This is a genomic window from Shinella sp. 838 (assembly GCF_029623935.1).
In the GTDB taxonomy this organism is placed as follows: domain Bacteria; phylum Pseudomonadota; class Alphaproteobacteria; order Rhizobiales; family Rhizobiaceae; genus Shinella.
This window is the reverse complement of sequence record NZ_JARSBQ010000001.1, coordinates 1,565,999-1,581,430: the sequence shown is the minus strand read 5'-3', so window position 1 is coordinate 1,581,430 and position 15,432 is coordinate 1,565,999. Positions and strand designations below refer to the sequence as shown.

At 63.7% G+C, this 15,432-nt stretch carries 13 protein-coding genes; 5 read left to right on the top strand and 8 right to left on the bottom strand.

Features of this window, described 5'->3' with window-relative positions:
• Positions 1 to 50: 50 nt before the first annotated feature.
• A complete protein-coding gene (locus P9A16_RS07455; protein ID WP_023514619.1) occupies positions 51 to 1,532 on the bottom strand; it encodes a bifunctional ADP-dependent NAD(P)H-hydrate dehydratase/NAD(P)H-hydrate epimerase in 1,482 nt (493 codons plus the stop codon).
• 364 nt (positions 1,533 to 1,896) lie between these two features.
• On the opposite strand from P9A16_RS07455, the gene P9A16_RS07450 reads away from it, so the two are divergent.
• Together P9A16_RS07450 and glnA are read left to right on the top strand one after the other, a co-directional pair.
• Positions 1,897 to 2,235 (top strand): P-II family nitrogen regulator, encoded by a 339-nt coding sequence (locus P9A16_RS07450; RefSeq protein ID WP_003515720.1) that lies wholly within the window; start codon positions 1,897 to 1,899, stop codon positions 2,233 to 2,235.
• A 60-nt stretch (positions 2,236 to 2,295) separates the two neighbouring features.
• Complete coding sequence (gene glnA, locus P9A16_RS07445) at positions 2,296 to 3,705, top strand: type I glutamate--ammonia ligase (RefSeq protein ID WP_023512422.1); 1,410 nt, start codon at positions 2,296 to 2,298, stop codon at positions 3,703 to 3,705.
• Between the two features lie 87 nt (positions 3,706 to 3,792).
• Here glnA and P9A16_RS07440 read toward each other — a convergent pair whose 3' ends face one another.
• Positions 3,793 to 4,824 carry a TAXI family TRAP transporter solute-binding subunit gene (locus tag P9A16_RS07440; protein WP_023512421.1) on the bottom strand — a complete coding sequence of 344 codons (1,032 nt, stop codon included), beginning with the start codon at positions 4,822 to 4,824 and terminating at the stop codon, positions 3,793 to 3,795.
• A 38-nt stretch (positions 4,825 to 4,862) separates the two neighbouring features.
• Complete coding sequence (locus P9A16_RS07435) at positions 4,863 to 5,906, bottom strand: hypothetical protein (RefSeq protein WP_023512420.1); 1,044 nt, start codon at positions 5,904 to 5,906, stop codon at positions 4,863 to 4,865.
• A 154-nt stretch (positions 5,907 to 6,060) separates the two neighbouring features.
• Between P9A16_RS07435 and hspQ the strand changes: the two genes are divergently transcribed.
• A complete protein-coding gene (gene hspQ, locus P9A16_RS07430) occupies positions 6,061 to 6,393 on the top strand; it encodes a heat shock protein HspQ (protein ID WP_023512419.1) in 333 nt (110 codons plus the stop codon).
• Between the two features lie 91 nt (positions 6,394 to 6,484).
• On the opposite strand, the gene P9A16_RS07425 is transcribed toward hspQ, so the two are convergent.
• Positions 6,485 to 7,114, bottom strand: coding sequence for an invasion associated locus B family protein (locus tag P9A16_RS07425; RefSeq protein WP_023512418.1), 630 nt, complete (start codon positions 7,112 to 7,114; stop codon positions 6,485 to 6,487).
• A 289-nt stretch (positions 7,115 to 7,403) separates the two neighbouring features.
• Between P9A16_RS07425 and P9A16_RS07420 the strand changes: the two genes are divergently transcribed.
• Together P9A16_RS07420 and P9A16_RS07415 are read left to right on the top strand one after the other, a co-directional pair.
• Positions 7,404 to 9,203 carry an extracellular solute-binding protein gene (locus P9A16_RS07420; protein ID WP_245290418.1) on the top strand — a complete coding sequence of 600 codons (1,800 nt, stop codon included), beginning with the start codon at positions 7,404 to 7,406 and terminating at the stop codon, positions 9,201 to 9,203.
• 196 nt (positions 9,204 to 9,399) lie between these two features.
• A complete protein-coding gene (locus P9A16_RS07415; protein WP_023512416.1) occupies positions 9,400 to 10,071 on the top strand; it encodes a DsbA family oxidoreductase in 672 nt (223 codons plus the stop codon).
• Between the two features lie 20 nt (positions 10,072 to 10,091).
• Here P9A16_RS07415 and P9A16_RS07410 read toward each other — a convergent pair whose 3' ends face one another.
• The 4 genes from P9A16_RS07410 to P9A16_RS07395 form a co-directional block, all read right to left on the bottom strand.
• Entirely contained in the window at positions 10,092 to 10,865 is a 774-nt protein-coding gene (locus P9A16_RS07410) for a class I SAM-dependent methyltransferase (protein ID WP_245290415.1), read from the bottom strand.
• Positions 10,866 to 10,955: 90 nt separating this feature from the next.
• Entirely contained in the window at positions 10,956 to 11,594 is a 639-nt protein-coding gene (locus P9A16_RS07405) for a glutathione S-transferase family protein (RefSeq protein WP_245290416.1), read from the bottom strand.
• Positions 11,595 to 11,616: 22 nt separating this feature from the next.
• Complete coding sequence (gene mfd, locus P9A16_RS07400) at positions 11,617 to 15,123, bottom strand: transcription-repair coupling factor (RefSeq protein ID WP_024271059.1); 3,507 nt, start codon at positions 15,121 to 15,123, stop codon at positions 11,617 to 11,619.
• A complete protein-coding gene (locus P9A16_RS07395) occupies positions 15,120 to 15,428 on the bottom strand; it encodes an FAD assembly factor SdhE (RefSeq protein ID WP_037408428.1) in 309 nt (102 codons plus the stop codon). Before P9A16_RS07395 ends, mfd begins: the two co-directional genes overlap by 4 nt.
• Positions 15,429 to 15,432: the final 4 nt, after the last annotated feature.

Genomic DNA, 15,432 nt, shown 5'->3' with positions numbered 1-15,432 from the left:
GTCTCCCTCATTCCCGGTTCCGTTCAAGACATAGGCAGCCGGCAGGGTCGTTATGCTGGCCAGGGCGGAATGGCGTCCGGCAGATCCTCCGCCGTCAGCCCCTCACCCACCACGCGACCCGCTTCGCCATGGCGCCAGACGGCGCTGGCGGCCGCTTCGAAAGCGGGCATGCCCTGGGCAAGATGCGCACCGACGATGCCGGCAAGCACATCGCCGGAACCGGCCGTCGCCAGCCAGGGCGGCGCGTTTTCGTTGACGAGGACCCGGCCATCCGGCGCGGCGATCACGGTGTCTGCCCCCTTGAGGATCACGATGCCATTGCTGCGCGCGGCGGCTTTGCGCGCACGGTCGATTTTCGAAAGGGCCTCGTCCATCGCAAGGTCCGGAAAGAGGCGCGCGAACTCGCCGTCGTGCGGCGTCAGCACCAGCCGCGGGGCGCCGGTGGAGAAGCGTGAAAAGAGCATCGCCGGATCCTCGCGGAAGGCGCTGATGCCGTCGGCGTCGAGCACCAGGCGCCGGCCGTTGTCGGCGATGAGGCGCACATAGCCCCTCGCCCGCGCGCCGTCGCCGAAGCCGGGACCGAGCACGAAGGTCTGCAGCCGTGCGTCGTCGATGAGGGCTAAGAGGTCGTCGTCGCTATCGACGGGCTTCAGCATCGCCGCGGTCAGCTGTGCGGCATTGACGGAAAGCGCTTCCTGCGAGGAAAGCAGCGTGACAAGGCCGGCGCCGGCGCGAAGGCCGGCCGCAACGGAGAGGCGTGCGGCGCCCGTGGCCAAGGCCGGGCCGGAAAAGACGGCAAGATGGCCACGTTCGTATTTGTGGATACCGCTGCCCTGCAAGGGCAGCGCGAGACGCCAGATTGCCGGCGTATTCACGCGCATATGCTCCGCATGCCGGGCCAAAAAGCGCGCGGGGATGCCGATGTCGAAGACTTCGAGTTCGCCCGCGAGGCTGCGGCCGGGCAAAAGCAGATGGCCCGGCTTGCGGCACATGAAGGTGACTGTCGCGGTCGCCGCGAAGGCCGTGCCCCGCACCCGCCCGGTCCGGCCGTCGACGCCTGACGGAAGATCCACCGCCAGAACCGGAATGGTGCTGCGACAAACGGCGTCGATCGTCTCTGCGACCGCCTGGGGCACATCCCGCGAAAGCCCCGCGCCGAACAGCGCATCGATGACGACGTCGCCTGCGGTGGGCCTGTAGGCTGCCAGGGGCAGGACGGAGCCGGAAAATCGGGCGAAGGCGCTTGCGGCATCCCCTGCCAGGGCCGAGGGCTCCCCGAGCGCATGCACGGCGACGCAGGCCCCCGCCTCCAGCAGGGCGCTGGCCGCGACATATCCGTCGCCGCCATTGTTGCCCGGCCCGCAGAGCACGACAAAGCGCAGCGCGCCCGGAAAGCGGCGCAAGGCGGCGGCGGCAACTGCCTGCCCTGCCCGTTCCATAAGACCGTAGCTAGAGAGGCTGAGGGCTGCGGCCCGGTCGATCCGGCCCATATCCTCGGGCGTGACGATGAGTGTGTCCATGTCCTTGTGCATGTCGCCACCATGCGCGCAAAACCATAATGGAAACAAGCCCGGGGATCGGCCCGACATAAAGCCTGTTTTTTATGCATTTGCATATTCGATATGCTCAAAATTGCAGCTTTACGCGGCAGGTCCGTCGGCTTCGCGCCTCGCTGCAGTCCACGATGGCGGAAAGTGACAATTTTTAGGCAGATTCCGCTGGCCCTTTCGCCCGGAAAGCCGCATCATCCACGGCGTGAGGACGGGCAGGAACACACCGGACACGGATTTCATCCGATCCGGCATAGGTTTTGCTCAAGTTGGCATGATACGTGCATTTGATTGTGCAGCGGGCGCACACCGCGCGCAAACGGGAGAAGCGGAGAGACATTTTCTCATGAAAAAGATCGAAGCGATCATCAAGCCCTTCAAGCTCGATGAGGTGAAGGAAGCCCTTCAGGAAGTTGGCCTGCAGGGTATCACCGTCACCGAGGCGAAGGGCTTTGGACGCCAAAAGGGCCATACGGAACTCTACCGTGGCGCCGAATACGTTGTCGACTTCCTGCCCAAGGTTAAGGTCGAGGTCGTTCTGGCGGACGAAAATGCGGAGGCGGTCATCGAGGCGATCCGCAACGCGGCCCAGACCGGCCGCATCGGCGATGGCAAGATCTTTGTCTCCAACGTCGAAGAAGTCATCCGCATCCGCACCGGCGAAACCGGCGTCGACGCCATCTAATCCCGCCCGGCCATCCGGCTGCGGCTTTCATCTCGTCATCTCACACAGGAACGCGACACAATGACGACTGCCAATGAAATCCTCAAGCAGATCAAGGAAAACGACGTCAAGTTCGTCGATCTGCGCTTCACCGACCCGAAGGGCAAGCTGCATCACGTCACGATGGACGTCGGCTGCGTCGACGAGGACATGTTCGCCGACGGCGTCATGTTCGACGGCTCCTCGATCGGCGGCTGGAAGGCGATCAACGAGTCCGACATGGTGCTGATGCCCGACCCGGCGACCGTGCACATGGATCCGTTCTTCGCGCAGTCCACCATGGTCATCATGTGCGATATCCTCGATCCGGTCTCCGGCGAGAGCTACAACCGCGATCCGCGCGGCACGGCCAAGAAGGCGGAAGCCTATCTCAAGGCCTCGGGCATCGGCGACACCGTCTATGCCGGCCCGGAACCGGAATTCTTCGTCTTCGACGACGTCAAGTACAAGGCCGACCCGTACAACACCGGCTTCAAGCTGGACAGTTCCGAGCTGCCGTCCAACGATGACACCGACTACGAGACCGGCAACCTCGGCCATCGCCCGCGCGTCAAGGGCGGCTACTTCCCGGTTCCGCCGGTCGACAGCTGCCAGGACATGCGCTCCGAAATGCTGACGGTCCTTACCGAGATGGGCGTCACCGTCGAGAAGCAGCACCACGAAGTGGCCGCCGCCCAGCACGAACTCGGCGTCAAGTTCGACACGCTGGTGCGCAGCGCCGACAAGGTGCAGATCTACAAGTACGTCGTGCATCAGGTCGCCAATGCCTATGGCAAGACGGCCACCTTCATGCCGAAGCCGATTTTCGGCGACAACGGCTCGGGCATGCACGTCCACCTGTCGATCTGGAAGGATTCGAAGCCGCAGTTCGCCGGCGACGAATATGCCGGTCTGTCGGAATCGTGCCTCTACTTCATCGGCGGCATCATCAAGCATGCCAAGTCGATCAACGCCTTCACCAACCCGACGACGAACTCCTACAAGCGTCTCGTCCCGGGCTATGAGGCGCCGGTCCTGCTCGCCTATTCGGCCCGCAACCGCTCGGCCTCGTGCCGCATTCCGTTCGGCACCGGTCCGAAGTCCAAGCGCGTCGAAATCCGCTTCCCCGACCCGCTCGGCAACCCCTATCTCGGCTTCGCCGCCATGCTGATGGCCGGCCTCGACGGCATCAAGAACAAGATCCATCCCGGCAAGGCCATGGACAAGGATCTCTACGACCTGCCGCCGAAGGAACTGAAGAAGATCCCGACCGTCTGCGGCTCGCTGCGCGAAGCGCTGGAAAGCCTCGACAAGGACCGCAAGTACCTGACCGCCGGCGGCGTCTTCGACGACGACCAGATCGACAGCTACATCGAGCTGAAGATGGTGGAAGTCATGCGCTTCGAAATGACCCCGCACCCGGTCGAGTTCGACATGTACTACTCCGCCTGATCGGCAGTGACCCACGACGAAAAACCCGGCCTCTGGCCGGGTTTTTTGTTTATCGCGGAGCGTTGTGGCGGCGCGGGAATGCCCTGCCTACGGCTGGAGCCGCTGCTTCAGCAGGTTGAGATATTCCTCGTTGCTGTCGTCCGTCGCGCTGGTGGCAGCCGCAGCGGGCTTGCAGGCGGGCTTGTAGTCGAGCGCCATGCCGGCCTTCACGCAGACGCCGACCTGCCAGCCCGGTGGCAGCGCGGTGAGATCCACCGTCTTCCACTTCGGATGGCCCGTCGCCTTCAGCTTGTCGAGGCCGGTGACGATGAGGTTTGAGAAGTCCGCCACCGTCTTGCAGCTGTCGCGGTGATAGGCGTTGCGCTTCGCGTCGTAGTCGTAGGTCATCATCACCGCCTTGACGGCGATGAGATCCACCGGCTTGTCCTGGAAGGAATAGGTGCCGGGCTCGATGCGCGAGGGCGTATAGGTGGCCAGCAGCGGTGCCTCGGTGATCGGCACGAGGTGGAATTTCGTCTTGTCGATGGCGTTGCCGGTAAAGAGCGAGGCGGGCGCGCCGGCAACGTAGAAGAAGGCGTCGATCTCGCCGGAGACAAGCTTCGGCAGCGCCTCGTCCGGGTTGATGTCCATGCGCTCGCCGGCCTTGACCTGAAGGATGTCCATGATGAGCGTGGCGGTGAGGAAGGTGCCCGAATCCTTCTTGCCGACAGCCACCTTCTTGCCGGCGAGATCCTTCAGGCTGCCAATGTCGGTGCGCGCGAGGACGTGGATCTCCTCGTTGTAGAGCGGGAACATGATGCGCACGCCCTTGACGGCCTTCTGCACCTCCGGATCGTTCTTCTCGAAGGTCTTCAGATATTCGAGCACGTCGCTCTGGACGATGCCGAACTGGGTGTTGCGGCGATTGCGCACGCCGACGAAATTCTCCAGCGATCCCGCACTTTCCAGCACATTGAGCGCCTGGCCGCATTCGGCCCCGAGCGCGGCGATATCGCGGCCGATCTTGATATAGGTGCCCTGCGGGCCGCCGGTCATGATGTTGCGCTCGAAATCCGCGGCGAAAGTGCCCGCGGTGGAAAGCGCCAGTCCGAGCACGGCCAAAAGAACAGATCGCTTCATTCCTGGTCTCCCTTAGAGGATACGTTCAAGGTTACGGCTCAGCAGTCACTGTCGAGGTCGCGCATCAGGTTTCGCAGCGCAAGAACCGGGATGCGGCGGAAGACGCCACCAAGCGCGCTCGTCACGCATTCGCCGGCCGCAAGCGAGCGTTCGAGCTGGTCGCGCTGTACGCTGGTCAGGGCATCGAGACCGGGCGTTTCGCGCATCGCTTCGGCCACGCGTGCGCCGTTGCGCGGGTTGAGGGTCGGGATGACGGCATCCCGGGCGGCCTCGCCGGTCGCCTCCTTCTCCGGCACCGCCTTGCGGCCATTGTCGTTCGGTTCCTTCGGCAGCGCCATGCAGCTCGCTGCCTCGAGTGCTTCGACCTGCCCCGTCAGCGCCCTGGTGCGCTCGCCGAGGGCCGCGATTTCCGCGTCCTTGCGCTTGATCTCGTCTCCCAGCGCCGGGAGGTTCTTCGTGCGCAGCGCCTCTTCGGCCTTGCGAACCTTGTCCAGCTCCTCACGCAGGCTGGCGGTCTCGGCCTTCAGCGTTTCGGCCTCAGCGCCGCGCGCGGCAGCCTGCTGGGTGCAGGTCTTTTCAAGACCGGCGATCTTGTCGGTCTGGAGCGAAAGGCGCCGCTCGCGGTCCTTGACGGCCTCCTCGGCCTTCTTCCGCTGCGCCTCGGCATCCGCGACGCGCTGGCCGAGCAGTTCGATCTCGTTCTCGAGCGCGGGCACGACCTCCTGCGCAAGCTTGGTGCGTTCGGCGGCGATCGTCGCCACATCCGAATCCGATGCATTCGCATCCTTGCGCAGGGCCTCGACCTGGCGTTTGAGCTTGCCGCTCTCCTCGGTCAGCGCCTGTGCCTTCTGGGTACTTTCCTCGACCTGGGCGGCGCGGGCGTCGAGTTCGCGCGCAAGGTCGGCAATGCGCGTGTCGCGCGCGTCGATCTCGCTGCGCGGAATGGCGTCGTCCATCAGCCGGAAGGCGCCGTAGCCGCCGGCAGCCCCAAGCGCCAGACACACCACGGAGGCGAAGAGGATGCCCCCGATGCCGCTGCTTGCCGCCGGTCCGTTACCGCTCCTGCCCCATTGATTGTTCATGCCACCCGATCCACGCGAGACGCCCCCTTTCGAGGTACGCCGAAACCACCGGTGGCGCAAGCGCCCCACCCCCTTGGATAAAGACGTGTCAGACGGCTGAACTATTGATGTTTCGGCGTATTTACCCAAATATAAGTGGAAAGGTAGGTACGCCATGAAGATGCGTAACGCAAAATTTGCCATTGGCGACATCGTCCGCCATCGGGTTTTCCCCTTCCGTGGCGTGATCTTTGACGTCGACCCGGAATTCGCCAACACGGAGGAGTGGTGGAATGCCATTCCCGCCGAAATCCGGCCATCGAAGGATCAACCGTTCTATCATCTCTTCGCGGAGAACGACGACACGGAATATGTCGCCTATGTCTCGGAACAGAATCTCGTGCCCGACGAGAGCGGCAAGCCGATCCGCCATCCGCAGGTCCGCGCCCTGATGGATGTGGACAAGGGGCATTATCGCTGGAAGGAGCAGAGCGGCATCTTTCACTGAAGCCGCGCGCTTCGGCCAACCGCCCCTGCTTCGCCCAACAAAAAACCCGGCCGATGGCCGGGTTTTTCACAAGTCTTGCGAAGCGTCTCGCTTACTGGCTCTTGGCAGCCTTCTGGGCTTCCTCGAGCTTCTTGCGGGCTTCTTCCGCCTTCTTCTGCATTTCTTCCTGCAGCAGACGCTGGCGCTCTTCGAGCTGCGACTGCTCGATCGGCTCGCCGTCGAACACGCCGGTGAAGCCTTCAAGCGAAATCTTGATCGGGTTCGGCGCGCGCTGGAAGTTGACCGAGGTCAGGACGAGTTCGCCGCCCTTCTTGAGGCTGGCGAGCATCTGGTCGGTCAGCGGCACTTCGGCGACGCACTTGTCGGGCATGCAGATGGCGTAGTCGAGCTTCTGGGCCTTGCCACCGTCGATCTGCATCTGAACGCCCGGCGGGATCAGACGGGCGCTCGGCACCGAGACCTGCATGATCTTGCGGTTGGTCTTGCCGGCAACGGTGATGAGGCCGACTGCGGTGATGAGCTGGCCGCTATTGGCCGTCAGCAGGTTCTGCACGATGCAGACGTCGTTGTCTTCCTGCTTGGTGCAGACCTTGAACCAGCCCTTCGGCGGAACAGCTGCCTGCTGCTGTGCCAGCGAAGCGGAAGGAGCAGCCGCCAGGGCAACGGAAGCAGCAAAGGCGGAAAGCACGGTCCGCTTGATGAGGTGCGATGTGAAGATCATAACGATTTCGGTCTCCTGAAAATCCGGTGCCGGAGCGACAGCGCCCCCTTTGGGTCCCTTTCGGGCGATTTGGTCAGCCGTGCGCTCTCCTGTCGGCGAAATGAGGCATTTGCATGACCCGCTTCGGGGAACCCTGTTACAATGGGCCGCGCCGGATATCCAGCCTTTCTTGATGAAATTCCCGCGTGTATTCGATTTCCCTCACCTGCCACGCTGCCGTCCCGTTTCAAGCGCGTATAATGGGAAAGAATCATCCGGACCCCACGAGGAGACACAATTGCGCCCCTTCCTGACGGCCCTTGCCGCCTGCCTTCTCGGCCTGCCCGCGACCTTAGCCCATGCCGCCCCGGTTCACGGCATCGCCATGCACGGCGAGCCGGCCCTGCCGGCGGACTACAAGCATTTCAGCTACGTCGATCCGGACGTGAAGAAGGGCGGGCGCATCTCCTACGGCGTCGTCGGCACTTTCGATAGCCTCAATCCCTTCATTCTCAAGAGCATGCGCACCACGGCGCGCGGCATGTGGGACCCCGAATTCGGCAATCTCGTCTACGAATCGCTGATGGTGCGCTCGCGCGACGAGGCCTTCACCATGTACGGCCTTCTGGCCGAAAGCGTGGAGTGGGACGACGATCGCAGCTTCGTCGAGTTCCACCTCAACCCGAAGGCACGCTGGGCGGACGGCAAGCCGGTGACGCCCGAGGACGTCATCTTCACCTTCGAGCTGATGCGGGACAAGGGCCGCGCGCCCTTCAGCATCCGCCTGAACAGCGTGGAAAAACTCGAAAAGACCGGCGACAACAGCGTCCGCTTCACCTTCAACGACAAGGGTGACCGCGAGGCACCGCTCCTGATCGCACTCTCGCCGATCCTGCCGAAGCACGCCACCGATGTGGAGACGTTCGACCGGTCGTCGCTCGCCCTGCCGCTCGGCTCCGGCCCCTACAAGGTCAAGCTGGTGAAACCCGGCGAGCGCATCGTCTACGAGCGCGATCAGAACTATTGGGGCAAGGACATCCCCTCCAAGGTCGGTTTCGACAATTACGACGAAATCTCGGTGGAGTACTTCCTGCAGGACAACTCGCTGTTCGAGGCCTTCAAGAAGGGCGCGGTCGACATCTACCAGGAAGGCAATCCGACCAAATGGGCGCGCGGCTACGATTTCCCCGCTGTCCAGTCCGGTACGGTCATCAAGGATGCCGTGAAATCGAAGCTGCCGCCCGTCATGTTCGGCTTCGTCTTCAACACAAGGCGTCCGATGTTCCAGAACGCGGAACTGCGCAAGGCGCTGCTCTATGCCTTCGACTTCGAATGGGTCAACCGCAGCCTGTTTGAAAACGCCTATACCCGCACGGAAAGCTTTTGGCAGAACACCGCGCTGTCCGCGCTCAGCGCACCGATCGACGCACGGGAGCGCGAGATCCTCGGCGATGCGGCGAGCCGGATCGATCCGGCCATCCTCGACGGCACCTACCGTCTACCGGTAACCGATGGTTCGGGCCGCGACCGCAAGGTGCTGCGCGAGGCGATGAACCATTTCAAAGCTGCCGGCTATTCCATCAAGGACGGCCGCATGGTCGATGCCTCGGGCAAGCCGCTCGCCTTCGAGATCATGACGCAGAATGCCGATCAGGAAAAACTCGCCCTCGCCTACCAGCGCTTCCTGGGCGCGCTCGGCATTCGCATCACGCTCAGGACCGTCGATGATTCGCAGTACCAGAGCCGGAGCCAGACTTTCGACTACGACGTCATCATGAAGGCCTTCCTCTCCTCCCTGTCGCCGGGCCTCGAACAGGTGCGGCGCTGGGGATCGCAGGCACGCGACACGGAAGGCAGCGAAAGCTTTGCGGGCGTTGCCGATCCCGACCTCGACCGCGTCATGGCTGCCATCCTTTCCGCCCGCACGGCAGAGGATTTTGGCTCGGCCGTGCGGGCCCAGGACAGGATGCTGCTGTCCGGCAACTATGTCGTGCCGCTCTATCATCTCGGCGAGCAATGGATCGCGCGCAACAAGAACATCGGCCGCCCGGACATGACGCCGCTCTGGGGCTTTCAGCTTCCCGTCTGGTGGGATGAACGGGTGCAATAAAAAGAGGCTATCCCCAGAATTGGGGTTACCTCCAGGTAACCTGTTGAAAGCGGCGGCAAGCCGGCCTATCTCGGCAGTAAGAGCACGGCGCGCCCTATCGGGCCGCCGCCGTCGCAGATGTTTGACACTGCCACGCAGACCGAGCATGCGGCTGCGCGGTGGCCGGGATTGTCCGGCGCCTTGAAAGGAAATGCAGATGGAAGCCATTACGATCGATGTCGTCTCCGACGTCGTCTGCCCATGGTGCTATCTCGGCAAGAAGCGTCTCGAACAGGCGATCGAGGCGGTCAAGGACGATCTCGCGGTCGCCGTGACGTTCCGCCCCTACCAGCTCAATCCCGACATGCCGGCCGAAGGGGTCGACCACAAGAAGCACCTGGCTGAAAAACTGGGTGGCGAGGAGGCGGTAGCGCGCGCGCACGAAATGCTGGCGGGGCTCGGCCAGGAAGCCGGCATCGACTTCGACTTTCCTGCCGTGAAGATCAGCCCGAACACGCTCGACGCCCACCGCCTGCTGCGCTGGGCGATGATCGAAGGCCCCGAGGTGCAGAGCCGCGTCGCGGTTGCGCTCTTCAAGGCCTATTTCGAGGAGGGCCGCAATGTCGGCGATCGTGCCGTCTTGCTCGACATAGCCGAGGCCTGCGGCATGGACCGCGCCGTCGTCACTGCGCTCTTTTCGGCCGGCGCGGATGTCGATTCGGTCAAGGAGGAGATCGGTATGGCCCGCGACATGGGCGTGACTGGCGTTCCCTGCTTCATCATCGACAACAAATATGCCGTGATGGGTGCGCAGTCGGTGGACGTGCTGACCAATGCCTTCCGTGAGATCGCGGCCCTGAAGGCGCAGGAGCGCATCGGGAAGAACTGAGCAGGAGGGGCGCGGCACCTCTATCCGCCGCGCCGTGCCTCGAACGTCATGGTTCCGGTGTTCTTTCCAGGTGCCTGGCCGAAGACATAGTCGCTGGACACGATGACATCGGAAAACCCGGTCGCCTCCAGGGCAAGCCTGAGTTCCTGCATGCCCCACCAGCGCAGCGTGAACAGGTCGAGCTCGCTTTCGAGCAGTGCTCCTCTCGACCACCGTTCATAACGCAGGTACGCCGATGTCGTCTGGGACACATAGTCCGGCTCGGCGCGATGATCGAGCAGGGTGAGGAGATCGCCTTCTGCGGTTTTCCAGCTGCGCGCCGGCGCCGCCGAGCCGAAAAGGCCATCGATCCCGCCTATGTCGATGATGAGCCTCCCGCCGGGCAGAAGGTGATCGTGAAGGCGCCGGAGGAAGGCAAGCGCATCGTTCCCATCGGTGATGAGCTGAAAGGATCCGGCGGGAATGATGGCCGCCGCGAACCGCCTGTCGTAATGAAATGTCTCGAAGGTCTGCTGCGAAAGGCTGGCGACGATGCCGCGGGCTTGACACGCCTCCCGGCCATAGGCCAGCATCTCCTCGGAAGCATCGAACCCGTCTATGTCTATGCCCGCCTCGCGAAGCGGTACATAGACGCGCCCATTGCCCACTGCCGGTTCGAGGACGGGCCCACCGCATTCCTGGAGTCGTGCACGGTAATATTCGACATCACCGAACGAGCGGCCCACGGGTTTGTCCAGATTGTAAACAAGTGACGCTAAAGCACTGTATCTATTATTCATATCTATATTCTCCACGAGAAAAATCTCGCATGCTCAAATTTCCAGTCCCGCGAGATCCAGGAACCGGCAAAGCTGCAGGTTTGAAAAGTTTCCCGAGCTTTGGATTCACGCCCCCGTCGCTGCCACGGAAGAGCGCGCCCTGATCCCCTCCCACCAGGCCCGGATTTGCGCAAACTCCGCGAGAAGCGCAGCGCCTTCCGGTGCCTGCTCGAACAGGGCAAACATCGGTACCGCATGAAAATCGGCGAGCGAGGGTTCCGATCCGGCCAGCCAGGGCCCCTCGCCGAGCAGGCCCGAAAGCGCCGCAAGGAAGGTGCGAGCCTTTTCCAGTCCGGCAGCGATGAGCGCCTCATCCGCCGGCTCGGTCTCCATGCGCTGGACATAGACGTCCCAGACCATCGGCCGATAGGCATAGTTGTCCAGCATGGCGACGATCTGGTTCATCCGCGCCCGTTCACGGACATCGCGGGGCTGGAGCGACGGGCCGAAGAAGGCCTCATCCACATAGCGGGTGATGGCGCTCGTCTCGTAGAGGCTGAAACCGTCGTGCTCGAAAGCGGGAATGCGGCCGAAGGGATGGCGCGCCTGGTAGTCCGCCGGCAATCCCTGCTCGGCGAACACGTCGATCGGCACGAGATCATAGGACACGCCCTTTTCGTGAAGGGCGATCCGAACGATGCGGACATAGACGCTGTAGGTGGCGCCGTAGACAGTGGCGGACGTATTGGCGGTCGTCATCTTCATCCTCCATCCAGGCGCAACGCACCTACTGTTTCGCAAGCCCTGCAAGCTGCGTCATCACCTGCGCCGCACCCGTCAGCCGCTTTTCCGGCGTCGGGTAGTCGCGGGCGAGGAACAGGCTCTGGTCGGGCCGGATCTTGGCCATCGTGCCCTGCTTGGCAATGTAGCCGACCAGCGCCGCCGGGTTCGGAAACTCCTTGTGGCGGAACTGCACGACGACGCCCTTCGGCCCGGCATCGAGCTTCTCGACATTGGCCACGCGGCAGAGCGACTTGATGTAGACGATCTTGAGGAGGTGCTGCACCTCGATCGGCAGCGGCCCGAAGCGGTCGATGAGTTCGGCGCCGAAGGCGTCGATATCGCGCAGTTCGGTGATCTCGCCGAGGCGGCGGTAGAGGCCGAGGCGCAGATGCAGGTCCGGCACGTAGTCGTCGGGGATCATCACCGGCGTGCCGACGGAAATCTGCGGCGACCACCCGCTATCGGCGACCTCCTCGTCACCCTTGATTTCGGCAACCGCCTCCTCGAGCATCTGCTGGTAGAGTTCGAAACCGACCTCCTTGATATGGCCGGACTGCTCTTCGCCAAGCAGGTTGCCGGCGCCGCGGATGTCGAGGTCGTGGCTGGCAAGCTGGAAGCCCGCGCCGAGCGTATCGAGCGATTGCAGCACCTTCAGGCGGCGCTCGGCCGTGCCCGTCAACGTGCGGTTGACCGGCAGCGTCAGGAGCGCGAAGGCGCGCACCTTCGACCGGCCGACGCGGCCGCGCAGCTGATAGAGCTGGGCAAGGCCGAACATGTCGGCCCGGTGGATGATCATCGTGTTCGCCGTCGGCACATCAAGGCCGGATTCGACGATGGTCGTCGAAAGCAGCACGTCGTAGCGGCCTTCGTAGAAGGCATTCATGATGTCTTCAAGTTCGGTGGCCGGCATCTGGCCATGCGCGACGGCGACCTTTAGCTCCGGCACGTCCTGGCGCAGGAAATCATGGATTTCCGAGAGGTCGCTGAGCCGCGGGCAGACGTAGAAACTCTGGCCGCCGCGATAGTGCTCGCGCATCAGGGTTTCGCGAATGACGAGCGGATCGAAAGGCGAGATGAAGGTGCGCACGGCCATGCGGTCGACCGGCGGCGTGGTGATCAGCGAGAGTTCGCGCACGCCCGTCATGGCAAGCTGCAGGGTACGCGGGATCGGTGTCGCCGAGAGCGTGAGCACATGCACGTCGCTCTTCAGCTCCTTCAGCCGCTCCTTATGCTTAACGCCGAAATGCTGCTCCTCGTCGATGACCAGCAGGCCGAGATTGGCGAACTTGATCGACGAACCGAGCAGCGCGTGGGTGCCGACGACGATATCCGTCTTGCCTTCGGACAACTCCTTTTTGGTGAGCGCGAGTTCTTTCGCGCCGACGAGGCGGGAAGCCTGTTGCACGCGGATCGGCAGGCCCCGGAACCGGTCGGAAAAGGTCTTGAAATGCTGGCGGGCGAGCAGCGTCGTCGGCACGACGACGGCGACCTGCACACCGTTCATCGCGGCGATGAAGGCCGCCCGCAGCGCCACCTCGGTCTTGCCGAAGCCGACGTCGCCGCAAACAAGGCGGTCCATCGGCCGGCCGGCACCAAGGTCTTCGCGCACGGCATGGATGGCATTCGCCTGGTCGTCGGTCTCGTCATACGGGAAGCGGGCCGCGAACTCGTCGTAGATGCCCTCCGGCGAGGCGAGCACCGGCGCGTGGCGCACCAGCCGCGCGGCGGCGATCTGGATGAGGCCGCCGGCCATGTCGAGCAGGCGTTTCTTCAGCTTGGCCTTGCGCGCCTGCCAGGCGACGCCGCCGAGCTTGTCGAGCAATGCATCCGTGCCCTCGCCGCCGTAGCGCGTGAGCAGGTCGATGTTTTCGACAGGCAGGAAGAGTTTCGCATCGTCCGCATAGACGAGTTCGAGGCAGGCATGCGGCGCGCCGGCCGCCTCGATGGTGCGCAGGCCGACGAAGCGGCCGATGCCGTGCTCGGCATGCACGACGATCGAGCCCTCATCGAGCCCGGCGACCTCGGTAAGGAAATCCGCGCCACGCTTGCGCCGCTTCGAGCGCCGCACCATGCGGTCGCCCAGAATGTCCTGCTCGCCGACGACGACGATGTCGCCAGCCTCGAAACCGCTTTCGAGGCTGAGCACAGCCGACCCGGCCTCACCCGGCTTCAGCTTGCGGATATCGGAGAATTTCTCGACGGGAACGACATTGCCGAGACCATGTTCGGCGAGCACCTGCAACAGACGGTCGAGCGATCCTTCCGACCAGCCCGTCACCAGCACCTTGGCACCGGACGCCCGCTTGTCGGCAATGTGCTTTACCGCCTGGTCGAAGACGTTGATGCGGGCGCTGTCCGCATCTTCGCTGCCGGCAGGCCGGGCCCAGCGCATGCCGGGCCGTGCCGCGATGGTTTCGACATGCCGCGTCTCGCCCTCATGCTCGTTGAAGGGGGAGAGGCGGATGGCAGCACGTTCGTCGAGCTCGCGGCCGAACCGCTCGGCATCGAGATAGATGAGGCCCGGCGGCACCGGTTTGTAGGGCGTCGCCTGTGCCACCTGGCCCTTGCCGGGCGTCGCCGAGGCCACGCGGGCGTCGTAGTAGTCGCGTACGAGACGGGAGCGCTCGACGGCCGCCTCACGCACCGTATGGTCCGTAACGATACGGAAGCCGGCGAGATAGTCGAAGGCGGTTTCCAGGCCGTCGTAGAAAAGCGGCAGCCAGTGCTCCATGCCGGCATAACGCCGACCTTCGGAAACGGCCTGGTAGAGCACGTCGTCACGCGTCGCAGCACCGAAGGAAGAAAGGTAGTGCTTGCGGAAATGCGAGATCGTCTCCGGTGTCAGCGTCACCTCGCTCATCGGATTGAGGTCGAGGGAGCGCGCCTGACCGGTCGTGCGCTGGCTGGCGGGATCGAAGGAACGGATGCTCTCCAGCGTGTCGCCGAAGAAATCGAGGCGCACCGGCTCGCCGCTGCCGGGCACGAAAACGTCAAGGATGCCACCGCGTACCGCGTATTCGCCGACCTCGCGCACCGTCGCCACGCGTTCGAAGCCGTTGCGCTCCAGCCGGGCGGCAATGTCGTCCATGCGCACCTGGTTGCCGGGCTTGGCGGAGAAGGCTAGGCCCTCGATGATGTCGCGCGGTGCCGTCTTCTGCAGCATGGCGTTGACAGTGACGAGCACAATGGCCGCATGCGGCTTCTTCTGGTGGGCGATCAGCGCGGAAAGGGCGGAAAGGCGGCGTGCCGACACTTCCGCGCTCGGCGAGACGCGGTCATAGGGCAAACAGTCCCAGCCCGGCAGCGTCAGCACCGGAATATCCGGCGCGACGAAGCCGAGCATCTGCTCAAGATCGGGGATGCGCTGGCCGTCCGACAGCACGTAGGCAAGCGGGCCGGAAGAGCGGGCAAGCTCGGCGAGAATCAATGGCTCGACACCGGATGGTACGGCGCCGATGGTCATCGGCCGGCCGGCGGCCGCGATATGTTCAGGAGAAAATCCGGGGATCATGCGCGGTCATCTTTGAAGAGCGGCGAGAAATCGGGCCGATAGGCGGCGATGCGCGGGAAGAGGCCGTCGCGGAATGTCTCCGGCACCGGCTTTTCCCCCGTCACCCACTTGATGAGGTCGTTGTCCTCTTCCGCCATGATGCGCTCGAGTTCGTCGAGCTCGATGTCGGAAAGCGTTTCGATCTCCGCATCGGCGAACGCACCGAGCACCAGATCCATCTCGCGGATGCCGCGATGCCAGCAACGGAAGAGGATGCGCTTGCGGCGCGGGTCGATGTCGGCGCTGGAGCGTGTCGTACCCGTCATGATC

Excerpts from the sequence above, each read along its gene's own strand:
- P9A16_RS07455 (WP_023514619.1), bottom strand. The coding sequence starts at position 1,532 with ATGCACAAGGACATGGACACACTCATCGTCACGCCCGAGGATATGGGC.
- P9A16_RS07450 (WP_003515720.1), top strand. The coding sequence starts at position 1,897 with ATGAAAAAGATCGAAGCGATCATCAAGCCCTTCAAGCTCGATGAGGTG.
- glnA (WP_023512422.1), top strand. The coding sequence starts at position 2,296 with ATGACGACTGCCAATGAAATCCTCAAGCAGATCAAGGAAAACGACGTC.
- P9A16_RS07440 (WP_023512421.1), bottom strand. The coding sequence starts at position 4,824 with ATGAAGCGATCTGTTCTTTTGGCCGTGCTCGGACTGGCGCTTTCCACC.
- P9A16_RS07435 (WP_023512420.1), bottom strand. The coding sequence starts at position 5,906 with ATGAACAATCAATGGGGCAGGAGCGGTAACGGACCGGCGGCAAGCAGC.
- hspQ (WP_023512419.1), top strand. The coding sequence starts at position 6,061 with ATGAAGATGCGTAACGCAAAATTTGCCATTGGCGACATCGTCCGCCAT.
- P9A16_RS07425 (WP_023512418.1), bottom strand. The coding sequence starts at position 7,114 with ATGATCTTCACATCGCACCTCATCAAGCGGACCGTGCTTTCCGCCTTT.
- P9A16_RS07415 (WP_023512416.1), top strand. The coding sequence starts at position 9,400 with ATGGAAGCCATTACGATCGATGTCGTCTCCGACGTCGTCTGCCCATGG.
- P9A16_RS07405 (WP_245290416.1), bottom strand. The coding sequence starts at position 11,594 with ATGAAGATGACGACCGCCAATACGTCCGCCACTGTCTACGGCGCCACC.
- mfd (WP_024271059.1), bottom strand. The coding sequence starts at position 15,123 with ATGATCCCCGGATTTTCTCCTGAACATATCGCGGCCGCCGGCCGGCCG.
- P9A16_RS07395 (WP_037408428.1), bottom strand. The coding sequence starts at position 15,428 with ATGACGGGTACGACACGCTCCAGCGCCGACATCGACCCGCGCCGCAAG.